The sequence below is a fragment of the Aliiroseovarius salicola genome (assembly GCF_027891095.1).
In the GTDB taxonomy this organism is placed as follows: domain Bacteria; phylum Pseudomonadota; class Alphaproteobacteria; order Rhodobacterales; family Rhodobacteraceae; genus Aliiroseovarius; species Aliiroseovarius salicola.
The window spans coordinates 325,841-344,047 of sequence record NZ_JAQIIO010000002.1 but is presented as its reverse complement, the minus strand read 5'-3'; the positions used below and the strand labels follow the sequence as shown (position 1 = coordinate 344,047).

General features: G+C 57.7%; 17 protein-coding genes and 1 riboswitch. Of the genes, 8 read left to right on the top strand and 9 right to left on the bottom strand.

The annotated features are described in order from the left end of the window. Positions 1-68: 68 nt before the first annotated feature. From folE2 to O2N63_RS05305, 7 genes are all read right to left on the bottom strand, one after another. Positions 69-1,175 (bottom strand): GTP cyclohydrolase FolE2, encoded by a 1,107-nt coding sequence (gene folE2, locus O2N63_RS05335; RefSeq protein ID WP_271053198.1) that lies wholly within the window; start codon positions 1,173-1,175, stop codon positions 69-71. An 83-nt stretch (positions 1,176-1,258) separates the two neighbouring features. Beyond that, complete coding sequence (gene metZ, locus O2N63_RS05330) at positions 1,259-2,437, bottom strand: O-succinylhomoserine sulfhydrylase (protein ID WP_271053197.1); 1,179 nt, start codon at positions 2,435-2,437, stop codon at positions 1,259-1,261. Between the two features lie 65 nt (positions 2,438-2,502). Beyond that, positions 2,503-2,582: riboswitch (SAM riboswitch) on the bottom strand. Between the two features lie 55 nt (positions 2,583-2,637). After that, positions 2,638-3,261 (bottom strand): inner membrane-spanning protein YciB, encoded by a 624-nt coding sequence (locus tag O2N63_RS05325; RefSeq protein WP_271053196.1) that lies wholly within the window; start codon positions 3,259-3,261, stop codon positions 2,638-2,640. An 89-nt stretch (positions 3,262-3,350) separates the two neighbouring features. Then, entirely contained in the window at positions 3,351-4,253 is a 903-nt protein-coding gene (locus tag O2N63_RS05320; protein WP_271053195.1) for an EamA family transporter, read from the bottom strand. A 57-nt stretch (positions 4,254-4,310) separates the two neighbouring features. Then, positions 4,311-5,519, bottom strand: a complete 1,209-nt coding sequence (ftsY, locus tag O2N63_RS05315; RefSeq protein WP_271053194.1) for a signal recognition particle-docking protein FtsY — start codon at positions 5,517-5,519, stop codon at positions 4,311-4,313. Between the two features lie 91 nt (positions 5,520-5,610). Next, the gene (locus tag O2N63_RS05310) at positions 5,611-6,246 is read right to left on the bottom strand and encodes a lysoplasmalogenase (RefSeq protein ID WP_271053193.1); all 636 of its coding nucleotides are present in this window, start codon (positions 6,244-6,246) and stop codon (positions 5,611-5,613) included. A 169-nt stretch (positions 6,247-6,415) separates the two neighbouring features. Continuing rightward, positions 6,416-8,101 carry an NAD(P)H-dependent oxidoreductase subunit E gene (locus O2N63_RS05305; protein ID WP_271053192.1) on the bottom strand — a complete coding sequence of 562 codons (1,686 nt, stop codon included), beginning with the start codon at positions 8,099-8,101 and terminating at the stop codon, positions 6,416-6,418. 175 nt (positions 8,102-8,276) lie between these two features. Here O2N63_RS05305 and O2N63_RS05300 point away from each other — a divergent pair, with 175 nt between their 5' ends. From O2N63_RS05300 to O2N63_RS05270, 7 genes are all read left to right on the top strand, one after another. Continuing rightward, on the top strand, positions 8,277-9,329 hold the full coding sequence (locus tag O2N63_RS05300; protein ID WP_271053191.1) for an alkane 1-monooxygenase: 1,053 nt from the start codon (positions 8,277-8,279) through the stop codon (positions 9,327-9,329). 262 nt (positions 9,330-9,591) lie between these two features. Beyond that, positions 9,592-10,410, top strand: coding sequence for a TerC family protein (locus O2N63_RS05295; protein ID WP_271053362.1), 819 nt, complete (start codon positions 9,592-9,594; stop codon positions 10,408-10,410). Between the two features lie 143 nt (positions 10,411-10,553). Beyond that, entirely contained in the window at positions 10,554-11,450 is an 897-nt protein-coding gene (locus O2N63_RS05290; protein WP_271053190.1) for a 5-bromo-4-chloroindolyl phosphate hydrolysis family protein, read from the top strand. An 18-nt stretch (positions 11,451-11,468) separates the two neighbouring features. Next, positions 11,469-12,644: a toxic anion resistance protein gene (locus O2N63_RS05285; protein ID WP_271053189.1), complete on the top strand. Its 1,176-nt coding sequence runs from the start codon at positions 11,469-11,471 to the stop codon at positions 12,642-12,644. Positions 12,645-12,714: 70 nt separating this feature from the next. After that, complete coding sequence (locus O2N63_RS05280; protein ID WP_271053188.1) at positions 12,715-13,632, top strand: DUF2927 domain-containing protein; 918 nt, start codon at positions 12,715-12,717, stop codon at positions 13,630-13,632. Between the two features lie 20 nt (positions 13,633-13,652). Beyond that, complete coding sequence (locus O2N63_RS05275; protein WP_271053187.1) at positions 13,653-14,774, top strand: SPFH domain-containing protein; 1,122 nt, start codon at positions 13,653-13,655, stop codon at positions 14,772-14,774. Positions 14,775-14,859: 85 nt separating this feature from the next. Next, positions 14,860-15,978 carry a TFIIB-type zinc finger domain-containing protein gene (locus O2N63_RS05270; RefSeq protein ID WP_271053186.1) on the top strand — a complete coding sequence of 373 codons (1,119 nt, stop codon included), beginning with the start codon at positions 14,860-14,862 and terminating at the stop codon, positions 15,976-15,978. 122 nt (positions 15,979-16,100) lie between these two features. Here the strand turns inward: O2N63_RS05270 and O2N63_RS05265 are convergent, their stop codons facing one another. Further along, positions 16,101-16,514, bottom strand: a complete 414-nt coding sequence (locus tag O2N63_RS05265; protein WP_271053185.1) for an Hsp20/alpha crystallin family protein — start codon at positions 16,512-16,514, stop codon at positions 16,101-16,103. Positions 16,515-16,650: 136 nt separating this feature from the next. Between O2N63_RS05265 and dtd the strand changes: the two genes are divergently transcribed. Beyond that, positions 16,651-17,088, top strand: a complete 438-nt coding sequence (gene dtd / locus O2N63_RS05260) for a D-aminoacyl-tRNA deacylase (RefSeq protein ID WP_271053184.1) — start codon at positions 16,651-16,653, stop codon at positions 17,086-17,088. A 173-nt stretch (positions 17,089-17,261) separates the two neighbouring features. Here the strand turns inward: dtd and O2N63_RS05255 are convergent, their stop codons facing one another. After that, a complete protein-coding gene (locus O2N63_RS05255; protein ID WP_271053183.1) occupies positions 17,262-18,194 on the bottom strand; it encodes a 2-hydroxyacid dehydrogenase in 933 nt (310 codons plus the stop codon). Positions 18,195-18,207 lie beyond the last annotated feature (13 nt).

The following is an 18,207-nucleotide window of genomic DNA, read 5'->3' as shown; positions in this document are numbered from 1 at the left end:
CCGCGCCCACTCCTGACCATCAGGTCACAAAGCACGACACTTCCCAATTCAAACCGCGTTGAATGTGATTAGCCCACGTGGAACAGGGTCGAGAATAGCTTGGGATCCAGCGACTGCGCCTCAAAAGTCTCGCCTTCGGTCAGGATCGACACGGCATCATGGCTGTGCAGGCTTTCCTGATGGCTGGCGACCACGCGGAAATCTCCGATCCGGGAATCCTGTTGCAGCTGCTCACAGAAGAGCCGGGTGGCATCCTCGACGAAGATCGGATTGGCAGCGTTCAACTCAGCAAATGCCTGTTCATCCTCACGTTTCACCATCACCTGAGTTTCTGTCGGCACTGCAATGCGGCACATATCGATCAGGTCTTCAAACCACAGCGTATTGCCCGGCTGATGGATCTTCTCGACCGAGATTCGCGCAACAGAGCGCTGCGAATGCGGGGTGGCAAGCTGACCTCGGAACTGGCGGGCATGCTCACTGAGTTCAAGCGAACAGGGGCATGTTGAGCTATAGACATAGTCAAGATGCATGAACTTGCGGCGCTTGCCGTGATGCTCAAACAATTCCAGCGCAATGTCGTAAAATTGATAGCCCACTAGGCCCGAACGCAGGCTTTCCACCTTCGCGGGGTAGGAAAACCGCATTTCAATGCGCGCATCCAAGCTTTCAAGATCCGCTTTGTAATCATCCAGCGCGTGTTCGATCACCTCAAAACTAAAGGTCTTTTCGGCATGCTGGTAAAAGCTGCGCATGATGCGCGACATGTTGATGCCCTTTTTGCCTGCCTCCAGGCTGACCGTGCCAGTGACCGAAGTTTCCAGCGTCACATCCGACCCATCACGAGTGTGATAGCGCAGAGGCAGGCGGAAGTTCGAGATCCCGACATGCTGAATATGGCGTTTGGCCCCCTGGATCAGGCTGGCTGGACCATTTTGAAGATCCGGCATCGACGCCTTGTAATCGGCATCGGGGGCAAAATCGGACGGGTAGTGACGGGAAAGAGCCGGATAGTTCGAAACCTCTCCACCCGGCAACAAGCGTGCAATTGAGGGATCAAGTGCCGCGACCTCTACCGGGTCAGCAGCCTCTGCCCACGCACGCAACGTGGCCAGCGCCTCTTCGGCGCTTGCCTTATCCACTTTATTTTCTGTTCCGCGTTTCATCTGGTTCATCGCGGCCTCCCGCATCTGTCGCACGCTTAAGTCTAACCGTTCTGGCAGATAAACACCAATCCGGTTGCACAAGATGCGACAAATCAGACTGCGTTTAAGCCACGTTCCAGGTCGGCAATCAGGTCATCCACATCCTCAAGACCGATGGACAGGCGCACCAGCCCATCGGAAATGCCCAACATATCCTTCTGCTCTTGCGGCAAACGCTGATGGGTTGTGGTGGCCGGGTGGGTGGCAATGGATTTGGCATCGGCGAAGTTGTTGGAGATGGTGAAGATTTCCAATGCATTGAGGAAACGGAAGCACGCCTCCTTGCCGCCGCTCACCTCAATCGCCAGCACCGTGCCGCCCGAGGGGGCTTGCTCCATCGCAATGGCGTGCTGTGGGTGCGAGGGGTGCTGCGGATAGCTCATCCGCGCCAGCTTGGGATGATCCGCAAATGCCTCGGCCACCTTCATGGCTGCATCCGCCTGCGCACGCACGCGTAAATCCAGCGTTTCCAGGGCTTTCAGATGGGTCCATGCGGCGAATGGATTGATCGCGCCGCCGGTGTGTTTGACATAGGTTTCAATCGGACCGCGGATCAGCTCGCGCGAGCCGCAAATAGCTCCGCCCAGCATCCGCCCCTGCCCGTCCACATGTTTTGTGGTGGAATAAACCACAAGATCCGCGCCCAGCTTGGCCGCATAGGAAAAGACCGGGGTTGGCATGGCGTTATCGACCACCACCAAAGCACCATTGGCATGAGCCAGCTTGATCACATGGGCCAGATCAATCACTTCCAAAGTCGGGTTGGAAATAGCCTCAAGGAACACCACTTTGGTGTCCGGGCGGATCGCTGCCTCCCAATCCGCATTGTCGGTGCCATCGACCAAAGTGATTTCCACGCCAAAGCGGCCCAGAACATCTTCTAGCACATAGAGGCAGGAGCCAAACAACGCACGCGACGAAACCACATGATCGCCCGCCTTGGTCAGCGCCATCAGCGCACCGTTCACCGCGGCCATGCCGGACGTGCAGGCAAAGGCGTCTTCAGTGCCTTCGATCGCCGCAATCCGGTCTTCAAACATGCGGTTGGTGGGGTTGCCGTAGCGGGCATAAATGAACTCATCAGCGCCGCTTTCGATAAAGCGTGCTTCGGCGGCTTCGGCTGTTTCATAGACGAAGGCCTGGGTCATGAATATCGCTTCGCTAACCTCGTTATACTGGCTGCGACGGGTGCCGCCATGCACGGCCTCGGTGCGTTTTCCCCATTTTGTCATCGCGTGCTCCTTTCACACAATAAAGCCCCCACCGCTTATGAGCGTCGGGGGCTGAACACGGCATCCGCCATCATTCCCAGACCTCTTTAGCAGAATTATTTAACGTGGCCCGCAATCCGGTGAACAAATCGCCACGGTGCTTCCCTAGCGTCTGACACATATTGCGTCAAGGGGATGCTTGGGAATGAGAAGCGAGCGTCTCAGGTGTCCGCGTCTTCTTCGCTGGTGCCGTAACGCTTGAACAATCCACTTTGCACCATGAAAAATGCGATGGTTCCAAGGGGCAGGCCGAAGGTCTTGAAATTGACCCATGCATCGGTGGACATCATGCGCCAGATCACCTCATTGGCAATCGCCAAAGCTAGGAAGAACAGCGCGAGGCGCTTGGTCAGGATCATCCATCCCTCGCGCTCAAGTGGCAGCGCGGAATCCAGTACGCTTTCCAGATAACTCTGCCCGCGCATCAGGCCAAAGCCAAGGACACCGGCGAAGAGCAGGTAAATGATGGTCGGCTTCATCTTGAAGAACCGTTCGTCATTAAACCAAATCGACATACCACCGAAAACCACCACCAGCCCCAACGTCACGATCTGCATTTTCGACAGATGACCCGTGAGCTTCCACATGCCAAGCGTGGCTACGACCAGAACTGGGATGAAGAGCGCGGTCACGGCGACAAAGCCCGAATACTCGGTGCCCGCCACAAGAAAGCTGCGGTCTTTGAGAAGGGTATAGGCCGCGAAAAACAGCACAATCGGCCCGTATTCCAACACGGCTTTCACTGTAGGGTTCACAGGTTTTTCGGGCTTGGTTTGATCAGTCATGAGCGTCACGTTCTGCTTCTGGTTGGTCGGAATGTGAGGGGCAAGAGGAGTAAAGGCAAGGGCGTGTCAGGAAATTTCCCGTGAATGGCTCATCCGCCCATCTCCACCAACACAGCACCCGCCGCGATCAATGCCATCATCGCAAGTCGACGCGGGCCGACCCGCTCCTTCAGCACGACCCAGCCGATCAGAGCGGCAAAGACGGTGGAGGTTTCGCGTAGCACTGCCGCTTCTCCCACGCTGTCCAATCGGGTGGCAAGCATGATTGATCCGAAACTGGCATAGGCAATGAACGCCCCCAACACCCCCCGCCCCATCAGGGGGCCAAGCGCCGGGCGAGCGGGCATGTTCCACCATCGAATACCTGCAATCACCGGCATAAAGAACCCATCGATGAAAAAGAACCATGCGAGGAAGGTGAACGGATCGGCAGTGGCACGAATCCCGTAGGCGTCAAGCGTGGTATAGGCGGCGACAAAAAGCCCCGTAAGCACGGCCATAGCCAGTGCGGGCTTGAGCATTTCGCGCCCCATCTGCCAATGGCGAAGGTTGTACCAACCCAACGCATAGATCCCACCCAGGAGCGCAAATACCCCTAGCCACTGCACCCAAGTATATGTTTCACCGAACACAAACCCGGCACCAATCACAGTAAAAAGCGGCCCGGTGCCCCGCACAACCGGATAGACCACGGTATAGGAGCCCAGCACGTACGTGTAGCTCTGCGCGAGCTTATAACCCACGTGGATCACCCAGACGACGGCAAAGATAGGCCACATATGGGGTTCCGGCCACGGCACGACAAAAAGTGCGAAGGGCGCGGCAATCAGCCCGTAGGAAAGGTCGATGGCGCCGCGTGAGAGCCACGGATCGTGTCGCCCTTTCTGAAGCGCGCCAAACAGGGCATGCAGAAAAGCGGCCATGAGCGCGAGGCCGAGGGCAAGGTGATGCCCGGCGGGGGTGCCTTCAAGAGAGATCAGCCAATTGCTCATATTCTTTCATGAGGGCGCTGCCCCCAAACCCCCGGGATATTTTCGGTCAGAAGAAGATTAAGACCGAATGCCGATCAGGGCTTTGGCGAAATCTTCCGGGTCAAAGGGCGCAAGATCGTCGATCTGCTCACCCACACCAATGGCGTGGATCGGAAGGGCAAATTTGTCTGCCAGCGCGACCAGCACACCGCCTTTGGCCGTGCCGTCCAGTTTGGTCATGACAAGGCCGGACACGTCGGCGAGTTTTTGGAAGGTCTCGACTTGTGAAAGGGCGTTCTGGCCGGTGGTCGCATCGAGCACCAGCAAAGTGTTATGCGGCGCAGTGTCATCCTTTTTCTTGATCACACGCACAATCTTGGCGAGTTCTTCCATCAGGTCCGCGCGATTTTGCAGCCGCCCTGCCGTGTCGATCATCAGAAGGTCGGCGCCGTCCGCCTCAGCTTTGGTCATGGCATCAAAGGCAAGAGACGCGGGATCAGACCCTTCTGGCGCGGTCAGAACCGGCACACCGGCGCGCTCGCCCCAGATCTGGAGCTGTTCAACGGCTGCGGCGCGGAACGTGTCACCTGCGGCGATCACCACTTTCTTGCCAGCGGCTGTGAACTGGCTGGCCAGCTTTCCGATGGTGGTGGTTTTACCAGCGCCATTCACGCCGACCACAAGCACCACTTGCGGGCGTTTGGGATAGATCGGCAGGGGCACGGCAACCGGTTCCATGATCCGGGAGACTTCGCTCGCCAGAACAGATTTGATTTCATCCACCGAAAGTTTCTTGCCAAAATGCGACGCCGAGATATTGGCGGTCACGCGCATTGCGGTATCAACCCCCATATCCGAAGTGATCATGAGATCTTCGAGATCTTCCAACATGTCGTCATCAACCGTGCGACGGGTAACGGTGACCGGTGAAGTGCGCCCGAGCATCCGACCGATCAGGCTTGGTTTGGTCACAGGTTTTTCGGGTGCCTCTTCGACAGGTTCTTGATTGGAAACCGGGTTTGGCGCAGCTGGCGCAACCTCGGGTTCTGGAGCAGTTTCAGGGCCTGTTGCGGTTGTGGGAGCTGGCTCCTCAGCTTGCTCTGGTACGACGTCAGGCTTTGCCTCAGGCACCGTTTCAATCGCTGCGTCCGGCTGGGCGGCGACCTCTTCCACCGGGGCCTCAACCTGCTCTTCTTCGCCGCCTTCATCCACAATCGCCTCAAGCCCTTCTTCGAGCTTGGAAGAGGATTTGAACAAACGATCCTTGAGCTTTGAGAAAAACGCCATGACTGCCTCCGGTTGCTTTCCCTCACCTAAGCCAGTTCTCGCGTTTTTGAAAGAGGGGGGCGCAAATAGGTCAGGTGCAATCGACGTGGCGTCAGATCGTGATCCCGCCCATCAGGATCATCGCCTGCCCCGCGATATAAAACCCCCAGATCAAATATCCCGCGAGCAGTTTTGACGGATGATCTTCGCGCATTCGAAAGAGCTCAATTGCCAAGATCAGATCGGACAGGATGAAAAGAGCGGCCCCCATGGTGCTGATCCCGAACGGCAGGAGCAGTGCCGAGAGGCCCATCGCACCGATGACCAGAACATAGATACGCACCGGCCAGCCCAATGGGCCAGTATGCGGCGCGAGCCAGATTTCGGTCGACACCAGTAGGGCCAGAAGAGCAATGGCGGGAATTGGGGCGATGCTGAACACATCCCAAAGTGGCATCTGAGCCAATGCTAAAAAGTGAATAATATAAAGCACATGGGCAAGCGCAAAGGCGGAAAGCCCATAGAGAAACGCACTTTCCCCGTCTCGTGACAGACCAAAATCCCCAAGCGCCGACAGGAAAAGACCGGCGACGAGAAACACCGGTGATCCGGTCAGAAATCCGGCCAACGCGAAAAGCAGCAAAGGCAGGGTTTTGTGGATAGAACGCCGCCAGCTGGCGGGCGTGTTGGTGAAGGGCAGATAGGCCAGTGCAATGGCAAGACCGAGATAGATGGGCAACATTGTCATGGCACAAGCGATGCGCAACCAGAACGCGCAGGTCAAGCCAGACGTGAGGGCAATGGCCAGCAAAGCTGGGGGCGTTGCCCCCATACCCCCAAGGTATTTCCGGCAAGAAAAAAGGGGCACCGATTACAGCACCCCTTTGTAAAATATCTCTGAGAGATTTCAGGTGAGGTCAGACCTCATCCGGGAAATGTTTCATGGTCAGCCGGATCGGGTTTGGAGCAGCTTGCCCCAGCCCGCAGATCGAAGCGTCGACCATGGTCTGGCTCAGCTCTTCCAGCAGATTCTGATCCCATTTTTCGGCCTGCATCAGCTTGACCGCTTTTTCACAACCCACACGGCACGGCGTGCACTGACCGCAGCTCTCATCTTCGAAGAAGCGCAGCATGTTCAGCGCGGCATCGCGGGCGCTGTCCTGATCCGACAGGACAACCACGGCGGCGGACCCGATAAAGGTGCCATGCGGTTGCAGCATGTCGAAATCGAGTGGAATATCCGCCATCGACGCGGGCAGCAGCCCCGAAGACGGGCCGCCCGGTTGATAGGCTTTGAAGGCCTGCCCGTCGAGCATCCCGCCAGCCGCTTCGATAATGTCGGTGATGGTGGACCCTGCAGGCAGCAGATGCACACCCGGATTTTTTACACGGCCCGACACGGAATAAGAGCGCAAACCTTTACGGCCGTTTTTCTCGACCGACGTCAGAATTTCCGGCCCTTCGCGCAGGATGCGGGCCACCCAGAGGAGCGTTTCGACGTTATGCACCAAGGTCGGGCGATTGAAGATGCCGACCTGAGCCACAAAAGGCGGGCGGTGACGCGGCTCGCCACGCTTGCCTTCGATCGATTCAATCATCGCGCTTTCTTCGCCGCAGATATAGGCCCCGGCCCCGCGACGTAGTTCGATATAGCCGGGATCGACAATGCCGGCTTCTTCCAATGCCTTGATTTCATTGGCGAGGATCTTCAGTACCGCCGGGTATTCGTCACGCATGTAGATAAAGCAGATCTCGGCCTCGACCGCCCAAGCGGCGATCAACATGCCTTCGAGCATCAGATGCGGGGTGCGTTCGAGATAGTAGCGGTCTTTGAAGGTGCCCGGCTCGCCCTCGTCACCATTCACGGCGAGGTAACGCGGGCCTTCGTTGGCGCGCACAAAGCCCCATTTGGTGCCTGACGGGAAGCCAGCACCGCCAAGGCCACGTAGCCCGGCAGACAGAACCGTGTCCTGTACCTGTTTCCAGTCACCACCGTCGCGCAGCTTGGCCAGCTCGGCGTAGCCGCCTTCGGCCTGATAGGCAGCAAGGCCTTGATATTGCGGGATATGTGCGTGGGTATCACCCGCTTCAATCGCCGCTTTCACCTTCTCAGGAGTGGCGTGATCAATGTGGTTATGACCCAATTCCAGCACCGGTGCCGTGTCACAACGCCCCATGCACGGCGCGCGCACCACGCGCACTTCTGACGCGTCCAGCCCGTCTTCCAGCGCCTTTTGCAGCTGCTCTGCTCCGGCCAACTCGCAGGAGAGCGAGTCACAGACCCGGATGGTCAATGCGGGGGGCGGGGTTTCGCCCTCTTTCACCACATCGAAATGGGCGTAGAAGCTGGCGACCTCATAAATCTCGGCCTGACCGGTTCCCATTTCTTGCGCCAAGGCGCGGATATGGGCGGCCGACAGATGGCCGTATTGGTCCTGAATGAGGTGCAGGAATTCAATCAGCAGATCGCGTCTGCGCGGCCTATCCCCAAGCAATGATTGAATTTCTTCCATTGCCTGCGGGTCGATTTGGCGTCCTTTCGGAACCCGGCGACCTTTGCCGCGTGCGTTCTTCCAGATCCCTTTTTTTTCATCCAAGGCCATTGCCCACTCCATAAACCGTTCCGGGCAATCCTATCCTGCGCACCAATTGCGACACAGGTCAAAAACGACATTGGCATGGCGGATTGCGCATCCAGTGAAAATTCCCGATAGTTCCGTGCGATGGTCCGTACGAGTGCGCATGGCGTGTGACCGCACAGGTCGCGAGGGGAAGAATATGACACACAGACTGCGCTATTTCGCGATTGCTTCGGTGACGCCTGTGGTCTTGTTGGCCCTTGGGGCAATCTTTGGTGGATGGCTTGCGGTGTCTGCCCTTATCTATATGACTTTACTGTCTTTTATTCTGGATGAAGGTGTCAGCAAGCTGGCCGGGGCTGCCGATCCGGAAGAGGAGTTTACGGCGGCCAACCAACTTTCCACGATACTTGCGGCATCCCATTTCCTGCTGCTTCCGCTGATGATCTTTGCGCTGACCGGTGGCACCGGGATCAGTATTGGTGCAGGGGCGGCGCTGTTCCTGGCGGCAGGATTGTTCTTTGGACAAGTGTCCAATTCCAACGCGCATGAGCTCATCCACCGCACCGATAGGCTATTGTTTAACCTTGGAAAATGGGTCTATATCTCGCTTCTTTTCGGTCACCACACGTCAGCCCATAACAAAGTGCATCACCGGTTTGTGGCCTCGGATGACGATCCGAATTCCGCCCGCGAAGGCGAGACATTCTACGCCTTTGCCCCACGCGCCTGGAAAGGTTCGTTTGTGGCGGGATACGAGATGGAGAAGGCTGATATTGCCCGAGCCAAAACCTCGGGCAAACGGCGTGTGAACCCGTATCTCACTTATGTCTCCGGCGCGGTTCTGATGCTGATTCTGGCTTGGGTCATCGCAGGGGGCATGGGGCTGGTCGTTTATCTAGTGCTTTGTTTTCATGCACAAATACAACTTCTTCTGTCAGACTACGTGCAGCACTACGGGTTGATGCGGGCACGGCGCCCTGATGGAAGTTATGAGCCGGTGGGGGAACATCACAGTTGGAATTCGCCACATTGGTTCACCTCTCATCTGATGATGAACGCGCCGCGCCATTCCGACCATCATGCGCACCCGTCACGCCCCTATCCGGCGCTGCGCCTGCCAGATGCAACGCGGGCTCCTATGCTGCCCTATTCGTTGCCAACCATGGCAACCCTCGCGCTTTTCCCGACCCTTTGGAACCGGGTGATGGGACGGTCTCTGGCGCGCTGGCAGGACATTCGAAAAGTTTGAACTTTTTGAAGGGTGCGCGGGTAAAACTTTAAAGTTTCAAGGGTCCATTCAGCCAAAGTTTAAACTTTTAAAGACCCGGGGAGCGGGGTTTAACTGCCCGGAAAACCGCAAGCCCCCCCTCGATTGCGAGATGAGCAGACTTGCTTGGATTTCCCCCTTGTTTACACCCGCCTAACACAGGCATGTTAAGCGCAATCAATTTCGAGTTGCGCGCTGCGCGTGAATTTTCAGATGAGATCATGGGGATGGACATATGGATTGGCTGACCGGCCTGTTAACTTTCGAAAACCTTGGCAACCTAGTGATGCTCTGCTTTCTGCAAGCGGTGCTTGGGTTCGACAATCTGCTTTACATATCAATCGAAAGCCAGCGCGCGCCGGTGGCGCAACAGGCTGCGGTGCGGTTTTGGGGAATTATCATCGCGGTGGCGCTGCGGATTGTTCTGCTGTTCACCATGATCCAGCTGATCGGAGCGCTGTCTGAACCGTTTTACGTGTTCGACTGGCCCGGATTGATCGAAGGTGGAGTGAACTTTGCCACGGTCGTTTTCATCTTAGGCGGGATCTTTATCATCTACACAGCGGTGAAAGAGATTGGGCATTTGCTGTCGATCGAGCATCTGGACACGGACCTGTCCCCGAATTCCGGAAAATCGGCGGCAAGAGTGGTCGGGTTGATCGTGTTCATGAACCTGATCTTCAGTTTCGATTCCGTTTTGTCAGCATTGGCAATCACTGACGTGTTCCCGGTGCTGGTGACGGCCATCACCTTGTCCGGTCTGGCAATGCTGGTTTTGGCCGATGGTGTCACCCGATTTTTGGAGAAAAACCGGATGTATGAGGTGCTGGGTCTCTTCATCCTGCTGATTGTCGGCGTGGTGCTTTTGGGCGAAGCAGGCCCTGCTGCCGCCCATGCCATGCATGATGACGGGTTGCAGTTGAAGCTTTTCGGTTATGATCTGGTGCCGATGTCCAAAACGACCTTCTACTTCTCGGTTGTGGTGCTGTTTGTCGTCGAAGCCATTCAGTCAGGGTACGCCCGCAAACTGAATGCCGAGCGGCGCGCCGCGCAAAAGCATTGATTTCATGGAAAACCTGCGGGTGAACGCCTATATTGAAAAACAAGTAACAGGAGGAGAGGCATGACGGGCACCGGATTGCAGAAAACCGCATATTTCGCGTTGATCGCTCTGATCCTCTATGTCTCGTTGACGGGGGGTGCTTGATGGCCCAGCGGTATGGTGGTGCCTACAGCCCTGATGGTGGGCGCAAAGAGGGAGAGGATCCCAAGACACCCACACGTCGCTCTCCGCTTGACGGGCAGCGTCCGACGCGTGTGGGTGCCCGGGTGAACCTTCTGTTTCTGGCTCCCCTGCCCTTACTGATTCTTGCGTTTTTCCGTGACCCCGGTGCGATGGCCCTGTCTCTGGTTGGGGTTGCGCTCCTTTTGGCGGCGGCGTGGCTGACCCGCGAAGGTGTGGCCGCACATGAGGCCTATGACGCGCGCAAGGTGGCACGACGCCCAGCTTTCCCACGTAAGATCTTCGGGTCGCTCCTGACCGGCGCGGGACTGGCGGCGGCGGGCTTGGTGCAAGGTTCCGGTGTTGAAGCCGCAATCTATGCCATATTGGGCGCGGGGCTGCACCTCTTTGCCTTTGGTCTGGATCCGATGACCAATAAAGGCGCCGAAGGGGTCGATACGTTCCAGACCGAGCGCGTGGCGCGCGCCGTAAGCGAGGCCGAAGTGCAGCTTTCCGCTATGTCCGACGCGATCCTGCGGGCGCGTGATCGTGCGCTTGAAGCGCGGGTCGAGGCCTTTCAGTCCACCGCACGCGACATGTTCCGCGTGATCGAAGACGATCCACGGGATCTGACCTCTGCCCGCAAGTTCCTGTCGGTCTATCTGCGCGGTGCCCGCGATGCGACGGTCAAGTTCACCGATATTTATACGCGTGGCCGCGATGCCAAGGCCCGTCAGGATTATGAGGCGCTTCTGGATGATCTGGAGCGTAATTTCACCGCCAAGACCCAGGCGCTTTTAACAGATAACCGCACCGATCTTGAGGTCGAGATCGAGGTGCTTCGCGACCGCCTCGCCCGCGAGGGCGTGCGGATGGATTAAGGGTGAAAGGAATTTCCCATGTCGACATTGCCAACCGAGACACAGATCAAGGAAGTTGAAGAGGTGACCGCCGTGACGCTTCCCGAACCGATGGGGGATCTGGTGACACTTGATGACGCCAAAGGGGATCACCGTGATGCGATCGAAAAACGCATGGATGAGATCGACATGGGCGACAGCCAGTCGATCATCGAATTCGGGTCCGCCGCACAGTCGGAACTTCAGGTGATCAGTCAGGACATGTTGCAAGGCGTGCGCAACAAGGATCTGGGTCCGGCGGGCGATGGGCTTCGCCAGATGGTGACCACAATCCGCGGCTTCTCGGTCTCGGAACTGGATATGCGGCGCAAACGCTCGTGGTGGGAAAAACTTATAGGTCGCGCGGCACCTGCGGCCAAATTTATTGCGCGATTTGAAGATGTGCAGGGGCAGATCGACAAGATCACCGACAACCTTCTGGGCCATGAACACACTCTGCTCAAGGACATCAAATCGCTTGATAAGCTCTATGAAAAGACGCTGGAGTTTTATGACGAACTGGCGCTTTACATCGCAGCGGGCGGGGCAAAGATTGATCAACTTGACGCTTCGGTGATCCCGGCAAAAGAGGCCGAGGTTGCGGATGCCCCTGAAGAGCAAGGCGTTATCAAAGCGCAGGAACTGCGGGATCTGCGGGCGGCGCGGGATGATCTGGAACGTCGGGTGCATGACCTAAAGCTCACCCGTCAGGTGACAATGCAATCGCTGCCGTCAATCCGTTTGGTGCAGGAAAACGACAAGTCGCTGGTCACGAAGATCAACTCGACGCTGGTCAATACAGTGCCGCTGTGGGAAACCCAACTGGCGCAGGCGGTGACCATCCAGCGTTCGACCGAAGCGGCAGCGGCAGTTAAGGATGCGACCGACCTGACCAACGAATTGCTCAAGGCCAATGCCGAGAACCTGCGCGAGGCCAATGTACTGGTGCGCGAGCAGATGGAGCGTGGTGTGTTTGACATCGAAGCGATCAAAGCTGCCAATGCGGATTTGATCGGCACCATCGAAGACAGCCTGCGCATTGCCGATGAAGGCAAAGCCAAACGGGCGGCTGCAGAAGAAGAGCTGATCAAGATGGAAGGTGAGTTGAAGTCGACATTGGCAGCGGCACGTGCCGCAAAACAGACCCCGACGAATTCCGGGGCGACCGCAGGTTGACGTGATCAGGGCAAGGCGCGATAGGCTGGCACACGCTTCTCAACGGGGCAGGAAAGCGCTGGGGGCTCCCTTGGCGTTCGCAGCTTTGTTGGCTTTGGGGCTGTCAGGCTGTGTGCAGCCTGGCCCTCCACGCGTTTCGCCCTTTCCTGAACCCCGGCCCATCCCGGTGGCCTATCAGCCATCGGCAAACAGTCTGGCATTGGCGCGGTACTATCACCTGGTGGAACGCAGCCTTCTGACCCAGGGACTATTGCGCACAGATGGCGGTGGAGTGGACACGCCCTATACCGGGGCATTGCTGTCACGCAATTTCCTCCGTCTCGCGTTTTACAATGAATACAGCAGGGCGGGGGACGTGCTGCAACGCCGTGAAAATGCCACCACCTTGTCACGTTGGGAAAGACCTGTGCGTCTGTCGTTGCATTTCGGCCCCTCGGTGGACGACGCCACCCGAACTGCCGATCAGGCCTTTGTCCGATCTTATGCCGCCCGCCTGAAACGGGTGAGCAATCATCCGGTCTCCATGGCAAAGAACGGCAACTTCCGGGTCTATGTCTTGGATCAGGATGAATTGCAGCGCTTTGCGCCAGAGCTGCGCCGTATCCTACCCAGCATCACCCCTGCCACCTTGAACGCGGTGGTGAATATGCCGCGCGAAAACTACTGCGTGGTGATCGCCAGTGACGCCAGCGGAGGGGGCACCTTCGACCGTGCCGTGGCCGTTATACGCGCGGAGCAACCCACTTTGATGCGCAAAGCCTGCTATCATGAAGAGATCGCGCAGGGGCTGGGCCTGTCCAATGACAGCCCCCAGGCGCGCCCGTCGATCTTTAATGATGACGAAGAATTTGGCCTGCTGACCACCCATGACGAGCTTCTCTTGCAGATGCTCTATGACCCCCGTCTGTGGCCGGGCATGAGTGGCGACGAGGCCCTGCCAATTGTGAACCAGATCGCCGTGGAACTGACCGGCGGCGGGGCGGTGTGACCGCCCATTAGGAGGATGACATGGGAATTTTTGACTTTCTGACCGGTGAATTCATCGACGTGATCCATTGGGTGGATGACACCCGCGACACGATGGTGTGGCGGTTTGAACGTGAGGATCACGAGATCAAGTACGGTGCCAAGCTCACCGTGCGCGAAGGTCAGTCGGCGGTGTTTATTCACGAAGGGCAACTGGCGGATGTGTTCACCCCCGGGCTTTACATGCTCGAGACCAACAATATGCCGATCCTGACCACGCTAAACCATTGGGATCACGGGTTCAAATCTCCGTTCAAATCCGAGATATATTTCGTCAACACCACCCGCTTCAATGACCTGAAATGGGGCACGAAGAACCCGATCATGATCCGCGATCCCGAGTTCGGCCCCACCCGTATACGCGCCTTTGGCACCTACTCGGTGCGCGTGGCGGACCCGGCGAAATTTCTGGTGGAAATCGTCGGAACCGATGGCGAGTTTACCATGGATGAGATCAGCTTTCAGATCCGTAATATCATCGTGCAGGCGTTCAGCCGTGTCATCGCAAGCGCGGGTATTCCGGTTCTGGACATGGCGGCGAACACCGCCGATCTGGGCAAGCTGGTGGCCCGTGAAATCTCTGGCATCGTGGCAGAATACGGTCTGACCATCCCGGAGTTTTACATCGAGAACATCTCGTTGCCGCCAGCGGTGGAAGAGGTGCTCGACAAACGCACATCGATGGGCATTGCCGGCAATCTCGACAATTACATGAAGTTCAACGCGGCCGAAGCAATGGGCGCAGAAGGCTCGGCAATGGCGGCGTCAATGGGGGCCGGGATGGGCGCAGGTATGGGCATGGCCATGGCTGGTGGCATGTCTGGCCCATGGGGATCAGCCCCCATGCAATCCGCGCCAGCACCGCAAGCGGCACCCGTGGCGCCTCCGCCCCCACCGGTCGAAAAGGTCTGGCATGTGGCTGAAGACGGTGAAACCAAAGGCCCCTTCTCCAAGGCCAAACTGGGCCGAATGGCATCAGGCGGTGCTCTGACCCGCGAAACCTATGTCTGGACCCCCGGACAGGACGGCTGGATGCGGGCTGAGGATGTGTCTGAACTGGCGCAGCTTTTCACGATCCTGCCGCCACCGCCGCCCGGCAGCTAAGTCGCGCAAAGGCCAAACGGGGTGCCCGAAACACCCCGTCGCCTTTTTTCTTGCTTCAAATACCTTCGCCGAAGGCACAAAACTAATGTCCTATCCTCCTGAAGACCTGCCTGCTTCTCCAAACATTGAAGAGCACCGATTTCCCTGCGACCAATGCGGGGCGGATTTGCGGTTCGATCCCGACCGTGGCGCCCTGACCTGTGATCACTGTGGATTTCAGGCCCCTCTGCGCGAGGCCGCTCCCAAAGGGCAACTGGCCGAGCTGGACTACACACGCGCGCTCAACGATGCGCTGCCCGAGGCCGAGACCGAAGAGACCCGCGCCACCACCTGCCCGAACTGTGCCGCAGTGTTTGAGTTTGACGCGGAAATCCACGCCGCTGAATGCCCCTTCTGTGCCACCCCGGTGGTGACGGATACGGGGATGCATCGCCAGATCAAACCCAAGGGCGTCGCCCCGTTTGTGCTAAGCGAAGAGGCCGCGCGGGATGCGATGACCAATTGGTTGGGGCGTCTTTGGTTTGCCCCCAACGGGGTCAAGGAATACGCCCGCAAAGGGCGGCGCATGGCCGGGATCTATGTGCCCTACTGGACATTTGATGCCGACACCCGCACCGCTTACTCCGGTCAACGCGGCGACGATTACTACGTCGAACGCACGGTGATGGTGGACGGCAAACGCGAGACACGCCGTCAACGCAAAACCCGCTGGTCCTCCCGATCCGGCCGGGTTGCACGGTTCTTTGATGATGTGCTGGTGCTGGCCTCAAAGGGCCTGCCCCGCCGCGACACCGAAGCGCTTGCCCCCTGGGACCTGTCGCAGCTTGAACCCTATCACCCGGAGTTCCTCGCGGGCTTTCAAGCCGAAGGATACACGGTGGAACTTGCGGAAGGCTTCGGCGAGGCACGGGCGTATATGGACCGGGTGATCCTGCGGGATGTGAAGTTTGATATCGGAGGCGACCGGCAACGGGTGCAGTCGCTCGACACCACGGTTTCGGATGTGACGTTCAAACATGTTCTGCTGCCGGTCTGGCTGGCGGCGTATAAATACCGCGGAAAAACCTATCGCTTTGTGGTCAACGGCCAGACCGGGCGTGTGAAAGGCGAACGGCCATATTCCGCAATGAAAATTGCCATCGCTGTGGTTTTGGGGCTGATTGTGGCTGGCATCGTGGGCTATCTGGTGGCGACCAATCAATAAGGGCTATCTCAATATGGGTCATCCGAGTGGGTTATGAAGCGTCCCAGACGCTTTCGACCTTTCGCCATTCTTGCCCGGCATTTCTGCCGCTGGCGCGGCCCGAAGGTCGCGCCAGACAGATATCAGTGCTTCTTGATCTTCACCGCTTTTGCACCGTTTTCTTCGGGGGCGGCTTTCGGCACGATGATGGTCAGCACACCATCCTTCATCTCAGCCGAAATCGAGTCACCCTTGGCATCCGGCGGCAGACGGAAGCTGCGACTAAACGCACCGTATGAGCGTTCGGAGAAGAACCAGGTGTCACCTTCTTCCTCTCGTTCGGTACGCTTTTCGCCTTTCACCTGAACCACCCCATCGTGAATGGTCAGGTCCACATCTTCCTCAGCCACACCGGGTAGCTCCATCGTGATACGATAGGCATCATCCGCAAGGCTCGCCTCAGAAGCGGGGGAAAGATATTCGCTCACCCGCGACCCAAAGGATCTGAGTGGATCATAGATAGATGGCCAGAAGCCGGATTTTGAAGTCTCAACCATAATGTCCTCCTTTCCTACAGCACATATATGGGTGTTCCGAACGCTGCTCCAAAGGGGCCGCGCGGATCTGTCACGGACGATGGACAGCCCTACACGGACCGGATAGGACAAGGCAGAAAGCTAGAAAGGATCCCTCATGCGTGCCCTCATTCAACGTGTTTCCGAAGCCGCCGTTCGCGTAGATGGAGAGGTTATTGGCGAGATCGGTGAAGGGCTGTTGATCCTCATTTGCGCGATGGAGGACGACAGCGAAGCAAATGCCGACCAGCTTGCCGCAAAGATCGCCAAACTGCGGATCTTCAAGGATGAAAACGACAAGATGAACCGCTCGGTGAAAGACATCGGTGGGGCGGCACTGGTGGTCAGCCAATTCACCCTTGCTGCCGACACATCCCGCGGCAATCGCCCCGGATTTTCAACCGCAGCCAATCCCGACGAGGGCAACCGCCTTTACGAATATTTCGCTGACCAGATGCGCGCGCAAGGGCTAGAGGTCGCGCAAGGGCAGTTTGGGGCGGATATGAAAGTCTCGCTGGTCAATGACGGTCCGGTCACGATCTGGATGGAGATCTGAAACCCGCCTCTTCCTCTTGCCAGAAATATCCCGGGGTGAGCCCGGAGGGCGAGGGGCGGCGCCCCTTAGTGGCCATGCTAGAAAACCGGAATACTAGTTTTCTAGTTTTCTAGTTTTCTAGTTTTCTAGTTTTCTTCGAAATTGACGAACAACCGTCGCCGGTCAAGCCCAACTCAATAACCCCGCGCCTTATCGACAAGGTGCAAAAGCGGTTCTCCCGCCTCGGATCGGCGGATGTTTTCCGCGATTACTTCGCTGGCCGTGTCGGGACGGGTTTCTGACGCGATATGGGGTGTTACGGTGACATTCGGATGCGCCCAATAGGGATGGTTCCTTGGCAATGGCTCCTCTCGGAACACATCCAAAGTGGCATGGCCAACCTGCCCTGTGCCCAGCGCCGTCAGCAACGCCTCATCATCAATCAGCGGTCCGCGTCCCGGATTCAGGATCCGGCTGCCTTTTGGCAGCAGTGCCACGGTATCCGCGTTCAGCACATTCTCGGTGGCCGCCGTCTTGGGCAAAAGCAGAACCAGGATCTCTGCCTGCGCTAGCACGTCCCTCAGCCCCACTTCGCCAAAGTGGCAGGCCACACCGGCGATGGATTTTGCCGATCGGCTCCAGCCCTGCACATTGAAATTCAATCCGGCAAGCGCCTGCGCACAGACAGATCCAAGCTCACCCAGCCCCAGCACGCCGACGGTACGGTTGCGGGCCAGCGGTGGAATATGCACCTGCCATTCCCGATCTGTGCGACAGATATCCATGTCCATATCTAGGTGATAACGCAGCACGTGCCCCGCGACCCACTCCACCATGCCCTCGGTCAGCCCCTGATCCACCATGCGGGTATAGGGTTGGGTGAGCGTGGGGTTTGTGATGATCTGTTCCACCCCTGCCCACAATCCCAGCACCGCCTTGCAGCGCGTATAGGGCGTCAGGTCCGAGAGTTTTCCAGAGGGTGCGTAGACGATGTAATCGACCTCACCCGGGGCAAATTCCATGCGCAGATCCGCCACCACGCCTGCATTGGCAAAGGCCGTGCGCAGGGTTGGCTCATAGATGGGCCACTGCGCATCGCGCCCGGCAAACAGAACATTGACGGTCATGGTATCCCTCGGC

What these genes read in the sequence shown, in the direction of transcription:
- folE2 (WP_271053198.1), bottom strand. Translation starts at nt 1,175, where the DNA reads ATGAACCAGATGAAACGCGGAACAGAAAATAAAGTGGATAAGGCAAGC.
- metZ (WP_271053197.1), bottom strand. Translation starts at nt 2,437, where the DNA reads ATGACAAAATGGGGAAAACGCACCGAGGCCGTGCATGGCGGCACCCGT.
- O2N63_RS05325 (WP_271053196.1), bottom strand. Translation starts at nt 3,261, where the DNA reads ATGACTGATCAAACCAAGCCCGAAAAACCTGTGAACCCTACAGTGAAA.
- O2N63_RS05320 (WP_271053195.1), bottom strand. Translation starts at nt 4,253, where the DNA reads ATGAGCAATTGGCTGATCTCTCTTGAAGGCACCCCCGCCGGGCATCAC.
- ftsY (WP_271053194.1), bottom strand. Translation starts at nt 5,519, where the DNA reads ATGGCGTTTTTCTCAAAGCTCAAGGATCGTTTGTTCAAATCCTCTTCC.
- O2N63_RS05310 (WP_271053193.1), bottom strand. Translation starts at nt 6,246, where the DNA reads ATGACAATGTTGCCCATCTATCTCGGTCTTGCCATTGCACTGGCCTAT.
- O2N63_RS05305 (WP_271053192.1), bottom strand. Translation starts at nt 8,101, where the DNA reads ATGGCCTTGGATGAAAAAAAAGGGATCTGGAAGAACGCACGCGGCAAA.
- O2N63_RS05300 (WP_271053191.1), top strand. Translation starts at nt 8,277, where the DNA reads ATGACACACAGACTGCGCTATTTCGCGATTGCTTCGGTGACGCCTGTG.
- O2N63_RS05290 (WP_271053190.1), top strand. Translation starts at nt 10,554, where the DNA reads ATGGCCCAGCGGTATGGTGGTGCCTACAGCCCTGATGGTGGGCGCAAA.
- O2N63_RS05285 (WP_271053189.1), top strand. Translation starts at nt 11,469, where the DNA reads ATGTCGACATTGCCAACCGAGACACAGATCAAGGAAGTTGAAGAGGTG.
- O2N63_RS05275 (WP_271053187.1), top strand. Translation starts at nt 13,653, where the DNA reads ATGGGAATTTTTGACTTTCTGACCGGTGAATTCATCGACGTGATCCAT.
- O2N63_RS05270 (WP_271053186.1), top strand. Translation starts at nt 14,860, where the DNA reads ATGTCCTATCCTCCTGAAGACCTGCCTGCTTCTCCAAACATTGAAGAG.
- O2N63_RS05265 (WP_271053185.1), bottom strand. Translation starts at nt 16,514, where the DNA reads ATGGTTGAGACTTCAAAATCCGGCTTCTGGCCATCTATCTATGATCCA.
- dtd (WP_271053184.1), top strand. Translation starts at nt 16,651, where the DNA reads ATGCGTGCCCTCATTCAACGTGTTTCCGAAGCCGCCGTTCGCGTAGAT.
- O2N63_RS05255 (WP_271053183.1), bottom strand. Translation starts at nt 18,194, where the DNA reads ATGACCGTCAATGTTCTGTTTGCCGGGCGCGATGCGCAGTGGCCCATC.